A 17,936-nucleotide genomic window follows, 5' to 3' on the forward strand; every position below is an offset into this window, starting at 1 on the left:
CGCACTCAACCTATTAAGTCGTCGGCAGCGTCAGATGTGTATAAGAGCCAGGCCATGTTCATTCTCGCGCGGGTGCCGCAGCGAAGTGCGGGCGCCCGCTGACGCTGGTGTGTCAGGCCGCTTCGGGGCGGGGCAGGCGGCCCTTGGGCGGCAGGGCCGGCGCCTTCATGAGCATGCGGCACAGGCGGCCCAGGGTGTCGCGCATCTGGTGGCGATGCACCACCATGTCGAGCATGCCGTGGTCGCGCAGATATTCGGCGCGCTGGAAGCCGTCCGGCAGCTTCTCGCGAATGGTCTGCTCGATCACGCGGGGGCCGGCGAAGCCGATGAGGGCGCTGGGCTCGGCGATCTGGATGTCGCCCAGCATGGCGTAGGAGGCCGTGACCCCGCCGGTGGTGGGGTTGGTGAGCACCACGATGTAGGGCTTCTTCGTCTCGCGCAGTTCCTGGATGGCGGCAGTGGTGCGCGGCATCTGCATGAGGGACAGGATGCCCTCCTGCATGCGCGCCCCGCCCGAGGCCGCGAACATGATGAAGGGCGTGCCCTTCTCGGCGGCGGTCTCCAGCCCCTTCACCACCGCCTCACCGGCGGCCATGCCCAGCGAGCCGCCCATGAAGCCGAAATCCTGCACGGCGATGGTCACCGGCAGCTCGGTGAGCATGCCGGTCGCCACCTTCACGGCATCCTGGAAGCCGGTCTTGGTGCGGGCGTCCTTGAGGCGGTCGATGTAGCGGCGCTCGTCGCGGAACTTCAGCGGGTCGGTGGCCACGTCCGGCAGCGCCACTTCCTCATAGGCGCCGTCGTCGAAGGTGGCCTTCAGCCGCTTCACCGCATCCATGCGCATATGGTAGCCGGATGCGGGGATGACGTAGAGGTTGGCTTCCAGGTCCTTGTGGAACACCATCTGCCCGGTTTCGGGGCACTTCACCCAGAGATTCTCGGGAACCTCGCGGCGCGCTAGGAAATCGCGGATCTTCGGGCGGACGACGTTGGAAATCCAGTTCACGGGCGATCTCCGGAAGGCGGGCGGAGGGTCGCGCTGCGGCGCACACCCTTGTGCTTCCATCTAATGGCAAGCGCGACGCGGCGAAAGTGCGGCAGGACGAAGCCGGGCCGCAGGTTTCGCATGGCGCAGGGTAATCCTCTCCCCGCGCGGGAGGAAGGCACGCCGGGGCGCCGCCGTCAGCGCTTGATGGTGCGCACCGCCTCGGCCAGTTCGCTCACCAGCGCCTCGACCCCCGGCAGCGTGTTGGCGGTGGCATTGCCGTTCTGGTCGAGGGTGCGGCGCACCACTTCCACCAGGGCGGAGCCCACCACCACGGCGTCGGCCCCTGCGGCGATGGCCTTTGCCTGCTCGGGCGTGCGCACGCCGAAGCCCACCGCCACGGGCAGCTCGGTGTGGGCCTTGATGCGGGCCACGGCGGCCGCCACCAGGTCCGCGTCCGGCGTCGCCGCGCCGGTGATGCCGGTGATGGAGACATAATAGACGAAGCCCGCCGTGTGCGCGAGCACCGCCGGAAGGCGCTTGTCGTCGGTGGTGGGAGTGGCGAGGCGGATGAAGTCGAGCCCGGCCGCCAGCGCCGGCAGGCACAGCTCGTCGTCTTCCTCCGGCGGCAGGTCCACCACGATGAGGCCGTCCACCCCGGCCGCCTTGGCGTCGGCGAGGAAGCGCTCGACGCCATAGATGTAGATCGGGTTGAAATAGCCCATCAGCACCACCGGCGTGGCGGTGTCCTCCTCGCGGAAGGTGCTCACCATGGCGATGGTCTTGGCCAGGGTCTGGCCGCCCTTGAGCGCGCGCAGGCCGGCGGCCTGGATGGCCGGGCCGTCCGCCATGGGATCGGTGAAGGGCACGCCCAGCTCGATCACGTCCGCCCCCGCGCCCGGCAGCGCCTTGAGGATGGCGAGGGAGGTCTCCCCGTCCGGATCGCCGGCCGTGACGAAGGTGACGAGGCCGGGGCGGCCTTCCTCTTTCAGGGCGGCGAAACGGGTGGAGATGCGCGTCGGCGCGTGCGTGGTCATGGGCCTGCCTGGATGGAAAGAACGGATGGGGCGCGGGAGAGGGTGCTCGAGACCGCGGGCCCTATTTGTGGCCGGTGATGGCGCAGGTGGCGCGGTTCGCCGACGTGCCGCCGAGCAGGCGCACCTGGTCGGTGCCGGTCACCCCCGACACGATGGAGAACAGGGTGGTGGACGACTTGCCCAGCGCCCGGCTGCCGGCGAAGAACTCGCAGGCCACATAGGCCTCCGAGACGGTGGCCGCGCCGGAGTTCTTCACCGAGACGGAGATGAAGGCCCCCGCCGGATCGGTGATGACCTTGCCGGTCGTCAGCTGAAGCGTTGACGACTGGGCCCATGCCGGGCCGGCAAGGCCGCCGACCCAGGCAGCACCAACGGCGAGAACAGCAAAGACAGGCTTCATGGCTACGCCCCCAGGCTTGTGCCGAGAATTTCCGCCACCTGGGGCACGTCCTTGTCCCCGCGGCCGGAGAGGTTGACCACCATGAGGTGATCCTTCGGCCGCTTGGGCGCGAGCTCGACCACCTTGGCGATCGCATGAGCGGACTCGAGCGCCGGGATGATGCCCTCGAGCCGGGTCAGCAGCTGGAAGGCGTCGAGCGCCTCCCGGTCGGTGCAGGAGAGGTAGGTGACGCGGCCCACGTCGTTGAGCCAGGAATGCTCCGGCCCGATGCCCGGATAATCGAGGCCCGCCGAGATGGAATGGGCCTCGGTGATCTGGCCGTCGTCGTCCATGAGCAGGTAGGTGCGGTTGCCGTGCAGCACCCCCGGCCGGCCGCCGGCGATGGAGGCGGCATGCTCATGGGTGTCGAGGCCGCGGCCCGCCGCCTCCACCCCGTAGATCTCCACGGTGGAATCGTCGAGGAAGGGGTGGAACAGGCCCATGGCGTTGGAGCCGCCGCCCACGCAGGCGACGAGGCTGTCCGGCAGGCGGCCTTCCATCTCCTGCATCTGTTCGCGGGTCTCGCGGCCGATGATGGACTGGAAGTCGCGCACCATGGCCGGATAGGGGTGGGGACCCGCCACCGTGCCGATGCAGTAGAAGGTGTCGTGCACGTTGGTGACCCAGTCGCGCAGCGCCTCGTTCATGGCGTCCTTCAGGGTGCGCGAGCCGGACTGGACCGGCACCACCTCGGCGCCCAGCATCTTCATGCGGAACACGTTGGGGGCTTGGCGCTCCACGTCCACCGCGCCCATATAGACCACGCACTTCAGGCCGAAGCGGGCGCACATGGTGGCGGTGGCGACGCCGTGCTGGCCGGCGCCGGTCTCGGCGATCACCCGGCCCTTGCCCATGCGGCGGGCGAGCAGGATCTGGCCGAGCACGTTGTTCACCTTGTGGGAGCCGGTGTGGTTCAGCTCCTCGCGCTTCAGGTAGATCTTGGCACCCCCCAGATGGTCGGTGAGGCGCTCGGCGAAATAGAGCGGGGAGGGGCGGCCCACATAATGGGTGAGGTAGCCCGCCATCTCGGCGTGATAGGCAGGGTCCGCCTTCGCCGCCTCATAGGCCTGCTCCAGCTCCAGGATCAGCGGCATCAGGGTCTCGGCGACGAAGCGCCCGCCATGGATGCCGAAGTGACCCCGGAAATCGGGGCCGGTGCGGTAGGAATTGAGAGCGGTCACGACGCGGGCACTTTCGATGAGAGGTCTTCAGGCCCCTGCGCCGCTTCCGCGCGGGGTGGTTCACCCTGGCGCGGCTCGGCACGAAGCATTTCGGTTTGGGACGTTTCGTCTCGGGCCGGCCGGTCGGGGAAGCCGCCCGCCGCGCGGCGGGCCGCCGCGACGAAGGCGCGGATCTTGTCCGGTGACTTCACGCCGGGTGCATCTTCCACGCCCGACGATACGTCCACCCCGTCCATCCGGATCTCGGAAAGGGCCTGTGACACATTGTCGGCATTCAGACCTCCCGAAAGCATGAGCGGGCGGGCGACGTCAAGGCCGGCGACGAGACGCCAGTCGAACGGCCGGCCGTTGCCGCCGGGCAGGAGGGCGCCGGGATCGGGCTTGGCGTCGAACAGGATCATGTCGGCCACCGCGGCGAATTCCGGCAGCCGGGCGAGGTCCTCCCGCCGCGCCACCGGCAGCGCCTTCATGACCGGCAGGCCGAAGGCGGCGCGGATGGCGGCGACGCGCTCCGGCGTCTCCGAGCCGTGCAGCTGGAGGAGGTCGGGGGAGAAGGCGCTGACCACGTCGGCGACGAGGGCGTCGTCGGGATCCACCAGCAGCGCCACCTTGCGCGCCCGCCCCTCGACCCGCGCCACGAGGCCGGGGGCGTCCGCGAGGGACAGGTGGCGGGGGCTCTTCGGGAAATGCACGAAGCCCACCAGATCCGCGCCCGCCCCGAGCGCAGCATCGAGGGCGTCGGCGGTCCTGATGCCGCAGATCTTCACGTCGAGGCGGCTCACGTCGCGGATTTTTACGTCGCTTGCCATCTTCTCAACCTTGCACGCGCCGTCCCGGGCATTCGCCCCGGCGCATTGCGGTCACGTCTCCACGTGGGTGAACTGGCCGGCCTTGCGGAAGCGCCACAGATAGGTGGGCAGCACCGTCGCGAGGGCGGTGGGGGTGACGTCGAGACCGGCGAGGGTGCGGCCTTCCGCCTTCGCGGCATCCGAGACCACGTTGTCGAAGCGCAGCATGGCCACCTGATCGGTGGTGAGCGGCGCGCCCGGCGCCCATTGGGTGAGGCGCGCCATCAGGTTGGCGAGGCCGAACGGCAGGTCCACCAGCAGGCGCTTGTGGCAGATCTCGCGCAGCATCAGCTCCATCAGCTCGCGGAAGGTGCGCACCTCCGGCCCGCCCAGCTCGTAGGTGGTGCCGGCCGTGGCCTTGCCGTCCACCGCCTTGAGGATGGCGGCGGCCACGTCGCCCACGAACACGGGCTGGAAGCGGGTCACCCCGCCGCCGATCAGGGGCAGCACCGGGGAGAGGCGCGCCATGGCGGCGAAGCGGTTGAAGAACTCGTCCTCCGGCCCGAACATCACCGAGGGCCGGAAGATGACCGCGTCCGGCACCGAAGCGCGGATGGCGGCCTCGCCCTCGGCCTTGGTGCGGCCGTAGCCGGAAGGAGAATTGGCATCGGCGCCGATGGCGGAGATGTGCACCAGCGGCGCGCCTTCACGGGCGGCGGCCTGGGCGATGGCGCGGGCGCCGAACGCATGGACCGCATCGAAGCTCTGGCGGCCCGACTGGGCGAGGACGCCCACGAGGTTCACCACCGCCTCGGCCCCGTCCACCGCGCGGGCGACGCTCTCGGGATAGCGCACATTGGCCTGGCTGACCTGGATCTGGCCGACGAAGCCGAGCGGCTGGAGGAAGCCCGCGAGTTCCGGCCGGCGCACTGCCACCCGCACGCGGTAGCCGCGCATGGCGAGCGCGCGCACCACATGCCGCCCGAGGAAGCCCGAGCCGCCGAACACGGTCACAAGGCTGTCGTTCACAGGACGATCGGTCACCGTCACATCGCTCATGCCGAACCCCCGCTTGCCGGCGGCCCGCCGGCCGCCTGTCGTCGTGGACACACCGGAGCGTTCTCGTGGCGCCGGCTCATCCATATATAGAGTGCGTCGTGCACATACGCGATGCGGGCGGGGTCCGTAAAGGCGCCGTGATGCCGCCCGCGCGCCACGCGGCCCGCACGGGAGAGTTGACGCGGGCGCGCTCCGACACTATAAGCCCGGCACTTCGCTGGCGGTCATGGCCGCCGGCTTGTTCACCCATTCATGCGCGACGCGGAGCGGCCATAGGGGCCGCAAAGCCGGGCGCGAACCAGCAAGGATGGCCGATGGCCAATACGCCTTCCGCCAAGAAAGCGGTGCGCAAGATCGAGCGCCGCACCGAAGTGAACCGGTCTCGCCGCTCCCGCGTGCGCACCTATCTGCGCAAGCTCGAGGACGCCCTCGCGACCGGCGACGCCGCCGCCGCCACCCAGGCGTTCAAGGCTGCCGAGCCCGAGATCATGCGCGCCGTCACCAAGGGTGTGCTGCACAAGAACACGGCTTCGCGCAAGGTTTCGCGTCTTGCGGCCCGCGTGAAGCAGCTCAGCGCTTGATCTAAGTCAATCAAGCTTGCTGTCTCAATGTAAAGGCCCGGCATTGCCGGGCCTTTTTGCTTGATGCAATCCCTGAACGGTAGGTAGCAGGCTCCGCAGCCTCCGGCGCCGGTAATCGCGATTCTCCCCCACCGTCAAGTCCTGCTTCCGGCCGGGGGGGTGGAGGGGCGCCGGGTCCGGTTCCGGACCGATCAGAAAAACAACATCCCGGTGAAAGGCTTAAAGGCCAAAGGCCGGAAGGCGTCAAAGCGGACCCATATCAGGGGTACTAAAAAACCGGGGCGCGCAACGATCTTGCGCGCCCCTCCCACCGTTGCAGAGACCCGGAATCTCATTGTCGCGACAGAGGTTTGCCGGCTGATCTCACGGCCGGGGCCAATCGCTGGCGCTCCGGCTTTTACCCGTTATCCCATGGGGGAGGGGAAAGGCGTTGCACCCCCCAAGGGGGCTGTGTATGTTCAACCTCACTCCGGGAGCGACACTGGGGTTCACCGACAGAATGAAGTCTTCACGGCTCTTCGTGCATGAGGAGGAGGTGTGCTGTGTCTGTATTCATTCACCGCCCTCCTCGCATTAGCTGTGTTGTGCATGCGCGTATCCTTCGTTCTGCCGAGCTATGCTGAGAGTGATTGTCTGGTCCCAGCTCTGAGCACGTTTTAGAACAAGCAAAAATCTGGTTCATTCAAACGGCCGCCGATGACTTGGTCGGCGGAAATGGGGCGGCTATGACTTCAGGCACTCATGCGTCAACGAACGCGGCGGCACGCAAGGCTCGCCTTCCGGCTTATCCGCGTTGCGTTCCGATCGGCGGGAGTTTCGGCCTCAAGTTCATCTGTGCCTCGCCCCCGTCCTGCGGCAAGGATTGCGCATGACCGTGCGCTGATTGCCGTGACCGCGTCTTCGGGACGCTTCTGAACAAAACCCATTCGCCAAAAGTGCGCGCAGCCCGCAAGGGCGCGGACGGCTTTGGCGTCACCAACCAGGGAACCGCCTTCAACGCGGTCGGGGCTCCATGCTCAAACCTCATGCGCCGGACGCGTCTCGCGTCGGATCGAACTCGTTTCAGCCTGCCCTTGCGGAGACTGCCGGAATGGACAGCGCGACCACCCCCTGGGAGCGCGTCCGCCAGCGCCTGCGCGAGGAGATCGGCGAGGAAAAGTTCACCAGCTGGTTCGCGCGCATGGATCTCGATGCGCTGACCGCCGACGTGATTCAGCTCTCCGTGCCCACGCGCTTCCTCAAGTCGTGGATCCAGGAGAATTACCTGCCCCGCATTGCGGATATCTGGGCCGAGGAGAGCGGAGCGCGCCGGCGCGTGGACCTCGCCGTGCGCAGCGCCGTCGCCCGTCCCGTGGCGCTGAAGGCGGCCATCGTGCGCGAGGTGGTGACCGAGCGCCCCGAGGTCCGTCCCGGCGACGCACGTCCGCAGCTGGTCCGTTCCTCCGAGGCCCGTGCTTCCGAATCCCGCGGCGAGACCCGCGAGATGTCGGCCGCCCTGTCCGGCGCGGCGGGGGACGTGGCGTCCGGCTCGCCGCTGGATGCGCGCCTCACCTTCGAGACCTTCGTGGTGGGCAAGTCCAACTCGCTCGCCTTCGCCGCCGCCAAGCAGGTGGCGGACAGCGCCAGCGGCGCGGCTCCGGTGTTCAACCCGCTCTATCTCCATGCGGCGGTGGGCCTCGGCAAGACCCACCTTTTGCAGGCCATCGCCCGGGCCGGCGCGGTGGGCGGGCGGCGCACCACCTACCTCACCGCCGAGCGCTTCATGTACGGCTTCGTCGCCGCGCTGAAGACCCATTCGGCCATCGCCTTCAAGGATGCGCTGCGCACCATCGACACGCTGGTGATCGACGACCTGCAATTCTTGAAAGGCAACAATCTCCAGCAGGAATTCTGCCACACCCTCAACGCCCTGCTCGACGGCGGGCGGCAGGTGGTGGTGGCGGCCGACTGCCTGCCGGGCGAGCTTGAGCATCTCGACGAGCGGGTGCGCTCGCGCCTCGCCGGCGGCCTCGTGGTGGAACTGGGGGCGCTGGAGGAGGACCTGCGCCTCGAAATCCTGAAATCCCGCTACCAGACCCTGACCGAGCAGCATCCGGGCTTTGCCGTGCCGGCGCCGGTGCTGGAATTCCTCGCCCGCAGCGTCGGCCAGAGCGGTCGCGACCTCGACGGCGCGCTCAACAAGCTGCTCGCCTTCAACCAGCTCACCGGCGAGCCGGTGACGCTGGAAATGGCGGAAAACGCGGTCAAGGACCTCATCCGCCCCACTGATCCCAAGCGGGTGCGGGTGGACGACATCCTGCGCGTGGTGGCCAAGCATTATAATGTGTCGCGCGCCGACCTGCTGTCCCAACGCCGCACCGCCACCGTGGTGAAGCCGCGCCAGATCGCCATGTATCTGGCCAAGACCCTCACCTTGCGCTCGCTGCCGGAAATCGGCCGGCGCTTCGGCGGCCGTGACCACACCACCGTGCTGCATGCGGTGCGCAAGATCGACGGGCTGATCGGCACCGACCGGGTGCTGGCGGAGGAAATCGAGGTGCTGAAGCGCCTCGCCCTTGAAGCCTGAAGCCCCCGGCTCTTCGCCCACTGCGGCCTCATGGCCAAACGAATCCGGCGCCCTCGGGCGCCGTTTTCGTTTGGGCCGGATCGTCCTCTCCTGTCGCGGATGTCGTCCTCGTGACCCGTTTCGCCGGCGCGCGGTGTCGGTCGCAGTGGATCCCGGGGGCGCGCGCGGCGTCATCCGGTAAAAATGAGCAACCCGCCCTTGCCTTGGCGCGGCTTGGGCGGCAATGTCGGCGGCCCGGCTCCCGTCTCCCGGCGGGTGCCCGCGCGACGCTCCCTGCGTTCCGCGCAATCGCCACTTGGCGCGCGATCCACCTTGCCCGTGACAGCGGGGAAGGGCGGGGCGGGCGCCGTCCCCGAACGACGAGGCGGACCCACCGGCGGGACGTTAGGCGCCCGCGGCAGGCCGGCTCCAGAGCGAAGAGTGAACGGGCCAGGACCATGAAGGTCACCGTCGAGCGCGCCGAGCTTCTCAAATCGCTCAGCCACGTCCACCGCGTCGTGGAGCGGCGCAACACCATTCCGATCCTCGCCAACGTGCTGATCAAGGCGGGCAAGAACGGGCTGGAGCTGAAAGCCACCGACCTCGACCTGGAGGTGGTGGAGAGCGTTCCCGCCGAGACCGGCCAGGCCGGCGCCACCACCGTGCCCGCCCACGTGCTCTACGACATCGTGCGCAAATTGCCCGAGGGCGCGCAGGTGCAGCTGGAGGCGGGCGGCGAGCGCGGCACCCTCACCGTCAAGGCCTCCCGCGCCCGGTTCTCGCTCCAGACCCTGCCCGAGGCCGACTTCCCGGACCTCGCGGCGGGCGAATTTTCCCACACCTTCAAGGTGAAGGGCGCGGACTTCCGGCGCCTGGTGGACAAGACCCAGTTCGCCATCTCCACCGAGGAGACGCGTTATTACCTGAACGGCATCTATCTCCACGTCACCGAGGGCGCCGGCGGCAAGTCCATGCTGCGGGCGGTGGCCACCGACGGCCACCGCCTCGCCCAGGCGGAGCTGGAGGCGCCGGCGGGGTCGGCGGGGTTGCCCGGCGTCATCGTGCCGCGCAAGACCGTGGCCGAGATCCAGAAGCTGCTGGAGGACAAGGAGGCGGAGGCGACCATCTCGCTGTCCACCACCAAGATAAGGGTGCAGGTGGGCTCCATCGTGCTCACCTCCAAGCTCATCGACGGCACCTTCCCCGATTATGGAAGGGTGATCCCCCAGGGCAACGACAAGACCCTGATGGTGGACAAGGACGAGTTCGCCGCCGCGGTGGACCGCGTCTCCACCGTGTCCAGCGAGCGCGGGCGGGCGGTCAAGCTGTCCCTGGCCGAGGGCAAGATGACGCTGTCGGTCACCAATCCCGATTCGGGCAGCGCCACCGAGGAGCTGGAGGTGGACTACACCGCCGAGCCCCTCGATATCGGCTTCAACTCCCGCTACCTGCTGGACATCACCTCGCAGCTGGAAGGCGATACGGCGGAACTGAAGCTGGCCGACCCCGGCTCGCCCACCCTGGTGCGCGATTCCACCAAGACGGATGCGCTCTACGTCCTCATGCCCATGCGGGTGTGAGACGGGCCCGCATTTCGATCGCCATCGCGTGTCCTGCGGGAACGGCCGCATCTGATTGAAGACCGGCCCGCAGGTCCATGCCCCACGCCGCCATCCGCAAGCTCACCCTCACCGCCTTCCGGTCCTATCCGTCGGCGCAGGTGAGGGTTGAGGACGGGCCGGTGGTGCTCACCGGGCCGAACGGGGCGGGCAAGACCAACATTCTCGAAGCCCTGTCCTTCCTCTCCCCCGGCCGGGGGCTGCGGCGGGCCCAGCTCGGCGAGATCGGCCATCGCGCGCCGGGCGCCGCCGGCGAGGCGCCGTGGGCGGTCTCCGCGCTGGTGGAGGGGGCGCTGGGCGAGGTCCGCCTCGGCACCGGCCACGACCCGGCGCAGGAAGGCGGGGTGCGGCGCTGCCGCATCGACGGCGAGCCGGTGCCCTCCGCGAATGCCTTCCTCGATCATCTGAAAGTGCTGTGGCTGACGCCGGAGATGGACGGACTGTTCCTCGGCCCGCCCGGCGACCGGCGGCGCTATCTCGACCGTCTGGTGCTGGCGGTGGATGGGGCCCATGGCACCCGGGTCAACGGCCTGGAACGGGCGCTGCGCTCGCGCAACCGGCTTCTGGAGGAGAACGGCTCGGCGCGCTTCCTCGATGCGGTGGAGCACGAGGTGGCGGAGCTCGCCGTGGCGGTGGCGGCGGCGCGGCTGGAGACGGTGGCTCGCCTTGCCGCCGAGATTGCCGGCCACCGCGACGACGCCTCCCTCTTCCCCTTCGCGGAGCTGGCGCTGGACGGGGCAGTGGAGCGGCTGATCGCCGTCCATCCGGCGCTGGAGGTGGAGGACCGTTACCGCGCCATCCTGCGCGACAACCGTCCCCGCGACCGGGCGGCCGGCCGCACGCTGGAGGGTCCGCACCTCACCGATTTATCGGTGAGCCATGGCGAGAAGCAGTTGCCCGCCGCGCGCTGCTCCACGGGGGAACAGAAATCCCTGCTCATCGGCCTCACCCTGTCCCATGCGCGGCTGGTGGCCTCCATGCAGGGGCTCTCCCCGGTCCTGCTGCTGGACGACGTGGTGGCCTATCTCGACGCCGCGCGCCGCACCGGCCTGTTCGAGGCGCTGGCCCGCCTCGGCGCACAGGTGTGGATGACGGGCGCCGACCCTTCCGCCTTCGCGGCGCTGGAGCGCGCCGAGCGCTTCACGGTGGCGCCGGGGGCCATCGCGCGGGGGTGAGGGCGCGGACAGCCTTCGAGGGTGCATTCCGGACGCATGCCGCGGCCGCGGAATGCATGCCGGGGCCAGCGCAAGGGGGCTGCCAAGCCGGCCGTTTCAGCCTCATGGACAATCGCATCTCGCTTTGACCTGAAGCGCGGTTGACCCCCTCTCCCGCCTGCGGGGGAGGGTTGGGGAGGGGCTGGTCCCTGCCAATGCGGCCCTGAACAACCCCGCTTGACTCCCTTCTAACTAAACATCATATATCATGCATACTAATAAGACGACACAAGGGAGGGATCATGATCCGGCAAATTGTGAGCGGAACACTGGCGCTTGCGGTAGCGTCCGTCTTTGGCCTCGCCCCGGCATGGGCCGAACCGCAGGATGTGATGGTGGGCTTCGTGCTGCCGTTGTCCGGCGGCTCGGCCACCATCGGCAACCAGACCAGGCTCGGCGCCCAGGTGGCGGCCGAGCAGATCAACGCGGCGGGCGGCATCGCCTCTCTCGGCGGGGCGAAGCTGAAGCTGATCTTCGCCGACAGCCAGTCCAAGCCCGACATCGGCGCGTCTGAGACCGAGCGCCTGATCCAGCGCGAGAACGTCTCGCTGCTGGTGGGCGCCTATAACAGCGCCGTCACCTTCCCCGCCTCCGAGGTGGCCGAGCGCTACAAGACGCCGTGGATCGTCACCGGCGCGGTGAAGGACGAGATCACCGAGCGCGGCTTCAAATACGTGTTCCGCCCCAACAACAAGGCCACCTACGACGCGCGCGAGCAGCTCGACGCCATGGACCTGCTGAAGAAGGAGACCGGCAAGGGCCCTGCAAGCATCGGCCTGTTCTACGAGGGCACCGACTGGGGCCGCTCCCACGCCGCCAACATCAAGAAGTTCGCCAGGGAGCGCGGCTACGCCATCTCCCTCGACGAGAGCTTCCCGCCCAACCAGGTGGATTTCACCGCCCAGCTGCTGAAGATCCGCGCGTCGAAGCCCGAGGCGCTCATCGTGGTGGCCTATACGCCGGACCACCTCTTGTTCACCCGCCAGTATTTCGAGAACAAGATCAACATTCCCTTCGGCATCCACTCGGTGGGCGGCGGCTCGGAAGACCCCTCCTTCTACAAGGCGGTGCCGCAGAAGGCGGTGGACTATCTGTTCGTGCAGGAAGACTGGCAGATCGACCGCCTGAAGACCGACACCGACCCGCGCGTGCTCGACGCCAACACCCGCTTCAAGGCGCAGGCCGGCTACGACATCAACTCCTACGGCGCCCAGGGCATCTCTAACGTCTACCTCATCAAGGACGTGCTGGAGCGCGCCGCCTCCACCGACCGGGACAAGATCCGCGACGCGCTGGCGGCCACCGACATCACCTCCGGCATGCCGCTCATCGTGGGCTACCAGCGCATCAAGTTCGACGAGCAGGGCCAGAACACCTTCGGCCACGGGGTGATTTCCGAGAATATCGGCGGCGAGCGCCGCACCATCTGGCCCTCCGCCAACCGCGCGCCCGACACCAAGCCGGTGTGGCCGGTGCCGGACTGGTCGGCGCGCTGAAGCTTGCTTCCGCGCGAGGCATAAGGGGCGCCGGTTGGCCGGCGCCCCTCCTCACCCGATCCCAATTCCCGTCCCCGATCCCGGACGGCGCCGGCCCGCCGCGCGCCGTCCCCACGGAGGTGACCCCATGGATGCCCTGACCCTTTCCTTTGCGGTCATCAACGGACTTCTGCTCGGTGGAATTTACGGCGGCGTCGCCCTCGGGCTGAGCCTCATCTTCGGCGTCATGCGCGTCATCAATTTCGCCCACGGCTCGTTCCTGATGCTGGCCATGTATTGCTCGTATCTGCTTTGGGCGAGCCTTGGGGTGCATCCCTATGTGAGTATCCTCGTCACCGTGCCGTTCCTGTTCGCCGTCGGCTACGTGGTGCAGAGCGTGGTCATCTCCCCGCTCATCCGCCGCGAGCGGGCGCTGGTGGTGGAGCCCACCAGCGCGCTGCTGCTCACCGCCGGCGTCTATCTCGTGGTGGACAACAGCGTGCTCATGGCCTTCGGGCCGGACGTGCGCTCGGTGACCACCGACATCACCTATGAATCCATCTTCGTCGCCGGCCTGCCCATCAACATGGCGCGGCTCATCGGCTTTGCCGCCGCCATCCTCGTGGCCTTCGCTTTGTCGTTCTGGCTGAAGCATTCGGACATGGGCCGCGCCATCCGCGCCACGGCGCAGAACCGGGATGCGGCGGCCATGTCCGGCATCAACGTGCCGCTCATCTACAACGTCACCTTCGGCCTCGGCTGCGCCGTGCTCGGCCTGTTCGGGGCGCTGCTGGTGCCGTTCTTCTCCATCACCCCCACCATCGGCCTGTCGTTCGGCATCAAGTCGTTCCTGGTGGTGGTGCTGGGCGGCATCGGGTCCATCCCGGGCTCGATCCTCGGCGGGCTGCTGCTCGGGGTGTTCGAATCGGTGGCTGCCCAGTTCGTCACCGCCACCTCGGCGGCGATCTTCTCCTTCGGCCTGTTCATCGTGATCCTGCTCATGCGGCCTGCCGGCCTCATGGGACGAGCTTGAGAAGGCACGGGTCCTCCATGCGCGTCTCCTTCACCCTCATCCTCGGCCTGCCGCTGCTCGTGGCGGCGCTGATCCTGCCGTTCGTGGTCGCCGACAATTACGTGGTCCATTCGGCGGCCATGGTGCTCTATTTCGCCTACATGGCCTCGTCGTGGAACTTCGTCTGCGGCTATGTGGGGCAGGTGTCGCTGGGCCACGCCGCCTTCTCCGGCATCGCCGGCTATGCCAGCGTGCTGCTGTTCACCGGGCTCGGGCTGTCGCCCTGGATCGGCATGATCCTCGGCGGCATCCTGGCGGCGGCCATCTCGGTGCCGGTGGGCTATGCCACCTTCCGGCTGAAGGGGCCCTATTTCACCCTCACCAGCATCGCCTTTGCCGAGATCCTGCGCATCTGGCTGGAGAATACCGACGCGTTCCTCGGCATCCCGCTGAAGGGCGCGCAGGGGCTCACGGTTCCGCCGGTAGGCGGCACGAGCTTTGTTGCCTTCCAGTTCGACGGCAAGCTGCCCTATTACTTCATCATCCTCGCCATGCTGGTGGGGGTGATGGCGGCGACCCGGCTCATGGAGCGCTCGCGGCTGGGCTTTTACCTGAAAGCCATCCGCGGCAACCGCGACGGCTCCGAGGCGCTGGGCATCGACCCCACCCGCTACTGCCTCACCGCGCTGGCGCTCTCCGCCTTCCTCACCGGCCTCGGCGGCGCCTATTACGCGCAGCTGTTCCGCTACATCAATCCCGAGCGGAACATGGGCATCGACCTGTCCATCGACATGGCGGTCATGACCATCGTGGGCGGGCAGGGCACCATTCTCGGCCCGACGCTGGGGGCGCTGGTGCTGCATCCCGTGGGCGAGGTGGTGCGCGCGACCCTCGGCGGGCACGTGCTGGGGCTACACCTCATCCTCTACGGCGTCGTGCTGATGCTGGCGGTGCTGTATTTCCCGAAAGGCATCATCGCCCCGCTCCAGCGCTGGCTCGCACCCGCGCCGAAAGCGCCCGCGCCCGTCGTGAAGCCGAAGGAGGTCGAGGGACGATGAGCAACCGCATCCTCGAGGTGGAGTGCATCTCCAAGCGCTTCGGCGGCTTGCAGGCCGTCTCTCCCTTCTCCTTCCACATGGACAAGGGCGAGATCCTCGGCCTGCTCGGCCCAAACGGCGCCGGCAAGACCACCGCGTTCAACATGATCGCCGGGGCGCTGCGCACCGACACCGGCGCCATCCGCTTCAACGGCCGCGACATCGTGGGCGAGAAGCCGTGGGACATCTGTCGCCTCGGCATCGCCCGCACCTTCCAGCTGTCGAAGCCGTTCGGCGGCCTCTCCGTGGTGGAGAACGTGATGGTGGGCGCCTTCGTGCGCACCGCCTCCGAAGCCGAGGCGCGGGCCGAGGCGGAGAAGGTGGTGGACTTCCTCGGCCTGTCCGCCAAGGCGTGCACGGATGCCGAGGACCTGACCGCCTTCGACCGGCGCAAGCTGGAACTGGGGCGGGCGCTCGCCACCGGCCCGCGCCTGCTGCTGATGGACGAGGTGGTGGCCGGCGCCACCCCCACCGAGGCCCAGGAGATGGTGGCGCTGGTGCGCCGGGTGCGCGACCTCGGCGTGTCCATCCTCATCGTCGAGCATGTGATGAAGGTGATCATGGGCCTGTCGGACCGGGTCATCGTGCTCGACTACGGCAAGCTCATCGCCGACGGACCGCCGCAGCAGGTGGTGAACCAGCCCGACGTGCTGAAGGCCTATTTCGGAGAGCGCTATGTCCATGCTCGGGCTTGAGAATACCGCGCCCCAGCGGGGCGGGCGGGAGGCGCCCGCGCTTGAGGTGAAGGACCTGTGGTCCGGCTATGGCGAGCAGGATGTGCTACGCGGCATCGACATCGCGTTGAAGCCGGGCTCCATCGTGGCGCTGATCGGCGCCAACGGGGCCGGCAAGTCCACGCTCCTGCGCACCATTTCCGGCCTCATCCGGCCGCGACGGGGCGAGATCCGCCTCGGCGGCGAGGTGCTTTCGGGCCTTCCGCCGCACCGCATCGTGGAGCGCGGCTTCGTGCAGTCGCCGGAGGGCAAGCAACTCTTCCTCGACATGTCCATCCGCGAGAATCTGCTGGTGGGCGCCGCCAACCCGCGCGCGCGGGCGCGGCGGGAGGCGACGCTGGAGGAGGTGTTCGACCTCTTCCCCATCCTGAAGGAGCGGCAGGCCTGCAACGCCTCCACCCTGTCGGGCGGGCAGCAGCAGATGGTGGCGGTGGGTCGCGCGCTCATGGCCCTGCCGCGGGTGCTGGCGCTGGACGAGCCGTCGCTCGGCCTTGCCCCCATCATGGTGGATCGCCTGTTCGAGAGCATCGCCCGCATCCGGGAACGCGATCTCACCATCCTCATCATCGAGCAGAACGTGTTCCAGGTGCTGGAGATGGCGGACCACGGCTACGTGCTGGAGAACGGTGCCGTGACCCTCTCGGGCACCGGGCCGGACCTACTTGCGAACGATCATCTCAGGGCGAGCTATCTGGGGCTGTGAGCCCGCCGCCCCATCGGGAGAGACCCACATGACTGCTTTGGAGCGCGTCGCCGTCATCACCGGCGGCGGCACGGGGATCGGCCGCGCGGTGGCCGAGCATCTGCTCGGCGACGGCTACACGGTGGTGGCGGCCGGCCGCGACCGGGATGACGACCTGCCGGCGGCCATCGGCTTCGCCGAGCTGGACGTGACCGACGCGGCGGCGGTGGCGGCCTTCGCCGCTGGCTTTCCATGCCTGTCGGCGCTGGTGAACTGCGCCGGCATCATCCTGCATGACGCGAAGGAACTGACGCCGGAGGGTTTCGCCAGGGTCATCGACGTGAACCTCAACGGCTCCAACATCGTGACCCTCGCCTTCCGTGCCGCGCTGGCGCAGGCGGGCGGGGCGGTGGTGAACACCGCCTCCATGTGGAGCTATTTCGGCTCGGGACGGAATCCGGCCTATGCGGCCAGCAAGGGCGCCGTCCTCCAGCTCACCCGCTCCCACGCGGTGGGGTTCGCGGCCGAGGGCATCCGCGTGAACGCGGTGGCGCCGGGCTGGATCGAGACCCGCCTGTCCGCTGGCGCGTTGCTCAATCCCGAGCGGGCGGGGCCCATCATGGCGCGCATCCCCATGCAGCGCTGGGGCAAGCCCGCTGACGTGGCGCAGGTGGTGGGCTTCCTCCTGTCCCCGGCGGCGGCCTATGTGACGGGCGCCATCATCCCCGTGGATGGCGGCTACGGGATCGCGTGAGGGGCGTTCGCCTCACTCCGCGGTAAGCGAGGCGAGCTTGCGCTTGCCGGGCGGGGCCTTGGCCTGCTCGTCCAGCCAGTCGGCCATGACGAGGCCCCAGGCGATGTCCTGCTGGATGGCATGCTGCGCCCGCTCGGGATCGCGCGCCTTGAGCGCCGCCAGCACGTCATAGTGGCGGTGGTCCTCGCCGGCGATCTGGCGGGGGGGCAGGGTGGCGTGGAACACGCTGAGCAGCGGCCCCATCAGCGTCCACATATTCTCCACGATGGATTCGAGCAGCGGCAGCTCCGCGATCTCGATGAGCGCGAAGTGGAAGTCGCGGTTCTTCAGGCTCGCTTTCTTCGGGTTCGATGCGGCGGCCTCGATGAACTCGGCCTGGATCTGCTCGAGGCGGCGGATCTGCTTATCGGTGATGCGCTCCGCCGCCCGGGCGCAGGCGGCGCCCTCCAGCTCCATGCGGATGAGCTGGATCTCCTTCAGCCGCGCGCTGTCCAGCAGCGGCACATGGATGGCGGTGGCGGCCTTCATCTCCAGCGCCTGCTCGCTGACGAGGCGGAAGATGGCCTCGCGCACGGGGGTGATGGAGGTGCCGAGATCGGCAGCGAGGGCGGAGATGCGCAGCCGCTCGCCGGGCTCGAACTGCCCGTCGATCAGCGCCCGGCGGATGCGGCCGTAGACGCGGGCCGAAAGATTTTCCTTCTCGATCTGCCGCAGCTCGGCCATGGCATCCAACG

The 17,936-nt window shown here is 68.5% G+C and carries 17 protein-coding genes; 10 read left to right on the top strand and 7 right to left on the bottom strand.

The window, feature by feature from the left end:
• Positions 1–112 precede the first annotated feature (112 nt).
• From accD to K9U40_RS09580, 6 genes are all read right to left on the bottom strand, one after another.
• Positions 113–1,006 carry an acetyl-CoA carboxylase, carboxyltransferase subunit beta gene (gene accD / locus K9U40_RS09555; RefSeq protein WP_282889965.1) on the bottom strand — a complete coding sequence of 298 codons (894 nt, stop codon included), beginning with the start codon at positions 1,004–1,006 and terminating at the stop codon, positions 113–115.
• Positions 1,007–1,182: 176 nt separating this feature from the next.
• Positions 1,183–2,022 carry a tryptophan synthase subunit alpha gene (gene trpA / locus K9U40_RS09560; RefSeq protein WP_282889966.1) on the bottom strand — a complete coding sequence of 280 codons (840 nt, stop codon included), beginning with the start codon at positions 2,020–2,022 and terminating at the stop codon, positions 1,183–1,185.
• A 61-nt stretch (positions 2,023–2,083) separates the two neighbouring features.
• The gene (locus K9U40_RS09565; RefSeq protein ID WP_282889967.1) at positions 2,084–2,422 is read right to left on the bottom strand and encodes a hypothetical protein; all 339 of its coding nucleotides are present in this window, start codon (positions 2,420–2,422) and stop codon (positions 2,084–2,086) included.
• Between the two features lie 2 nt (positions 2,423–2,424).
• Positions 2,425–3,642, bottom strand: a complete 1,218-nt coding sequence (gene trpB / locus K9U40_RS09570; protein ID WP_282889968.1) for a tryptophan synthase subunit beta — start codon at positions 3,640–3,642, stop codon at positions 2,425–2,427.
• Entirely contained in the window at positions 3,639–4,451 is an 813-nt protein-coding gene (locus K9U40_RS09575) for a phosphoribosylanthranilate isomerase (RefSeq protein ID WP_414114916.1), read from the bottom strand. Before K9U40_RS09575 ends, trpB begins: the two co-directional genes overlap by 4 nt.
• A gap of 51 nt (positions 4,452–4,502) precedes the next feature.
• Positions 4,503–5,489, bottom strand: a complete 987-nt coding sequence (locus K9U40_RS09580) for a complex I NDUFA9 subunit family protein (protein ID WP_282889969.1) — start codon at positions 5,487–5,489, stop codon at positions 4,503–4,505.
• A gap of 314 nt (positions 5,490–5,803) precedes the next feature.
• On the opposite strand from K9U40_RS09580, the gene rpsT reads away from it, so the two are divergent.
• From rpsT to K9U40_RS09630, 10 genes are all read left to right on the top strand, one after another.
• The gene (rpsT, locus tag K9U40_RS09585) at positions 5,804–6,070 is read left to right on the top strand and encodes a 30S ribosomal protein S20 (RefSeq protein ID WP_282889970.1); all 267 of its coding nucleotides are present in this window, start codon (positions 5,804–5,806) and stop codon (positions 6,068–6,070) included.
• Between the two features lie 1,090 nt (positions 6,071–7,160).
• Entirely contained in the window at positions 7,161–8,636 is a 1,476-nt protein-coding gene (dnaA, locus tag K9U40_RS09590; protein ID WP_282889971.1) for a chromosomal replication initiator protein DnaA, read from the top strand.
• A gap of 437 nt (positions 8,637–9,073) precedes the next feature.
• Complete coding sequence (gene dnaN, locus K9U40_RS09595) at positions 9,074–10,195, top strand: DNA polymerase III subunit beta (protein WP_282889972.1); 1,122 nt, start codon at positions 9,074–9,076, stop codon at positions 10,193–10,195.
• Between the two features lie 77 nt (positions 10,196–10,272).
• Positions 10,273–11,409: a DNA replication/repair protein RecF gene (gene recF, locus K9U40_RS09600; RefSeq protein ID WP_282889973.1), complete on the top strand. Its 1,137-nt coding sequence runs from the start codon at positions 10,273–10,275 to the stop codon at positions 11,407–11,409.
• A 281-nt stretch (positions 11,410–11,690) separates the two neighbouring features.
• Positions 11,691–12,944: an ABC transporter substrate-binding protein gene (locus tag K9U40_RS09605; RefSeq protein ID WP_282889974.1), complete on the top strand. Its 1,254-nt coding sequence runs from the start codon at positions 11,691–11,693 to the stop codon at positions 12,942–12,944.
• A gap of 127 nt (positions 12,945–13,071) precedes the next feature.
• Complete coding sequence (locus tag K9U40_RS09610; protein WP_282889975.1) at positions 13,072–13,956, top strand: branched-chain amino acid ABC transporter permease; 885 nt, start codon at positions 13,072–13,074, stop codon at positions 13,954–13,956.
• Between the two features lie 17 nt (positions 13,957–13,973).
• Positions 13,974–14,993, top strand: a complete 1,020-nt coding sequence (locus tag K9U40_RS09615; RefSeq protein ID WP_282889976.1) for a branched-chain amino acid ABC transporter permease — start codon at positions 13,974–13,976, stop codon at positions 14,991–14,993.
• Positions 14,990–15,727: an ABC transporter ATP-binding protein gene (locus tag K9U40_RS09620; RefSeq protein ID WP_282889977.1), complete on the top strand. Its 738-nt coding sequence runs from the start codon at positions 14,990–14,992 to the stop codon at positions 15,725–15,727. Before K9U40_RS09615 ends, K9U40_RS09620 begins: the two co-directional genes overlap by 4 nt.
• Positions 15,708–16,469 (top strand): ABC transporter ATP-binding protein, encoded by a 762-nt coding sequence (locus K9U40_RS09625; RefSeq protein WP_282889978.1) that lies wholly within the window; start codon positions 15,708–15,710, stop codon positions 16,467–16,469. Before K9U40_RS09620 ends, K9U40_RS09625 begins: the two co-directional genes overlap by 20 nt.
• Before the next feature lie 28 nt (positions 16,470–16,497).
• On the top strand, positions 16,498–17,202 hold the full coding sequence (locus K9U40_RS09630; RefSeq protein WP_282889979.1) for an SDR family NAD(P)-dependent oxidoreductase: 705 nt from the start codon (positions 16,498–16,500) through the stop codon (positions 17,200–17,202).
• A gap of 12 nt (positions 17,203–17,214) precedes the next feature.
• Here K9U40_RS09630 and K9U40_RS09635 read toward each other — a convergent pair whose 3' ends face one another.
• Positions 17,215–17,925 (bottom strand): GntR family transcriptional regulator, encoded by a 711-nt coding sequence (locus tag K9U40_RS09635; RefSeq protein WP_282889980.1) that lies wholly within the window; start codon positions 17,923–17,925, stop codon positions 17,215–17,217.
• Positions 17,926–17,936: the final 11 nt, after the last annotated feature.

It is taken from the genome of Xanthobacter autotrophicus (assembly GCF_030015065.1).
In the GTDB taxonomy this organism is placed as follows: Bacteria; Pseudomonadota; Alphaproteobacteria; order Rhizobiales; family Xanthobacteraceae; genus Xanthobacter; species Xanthobacter autotrophicus_D.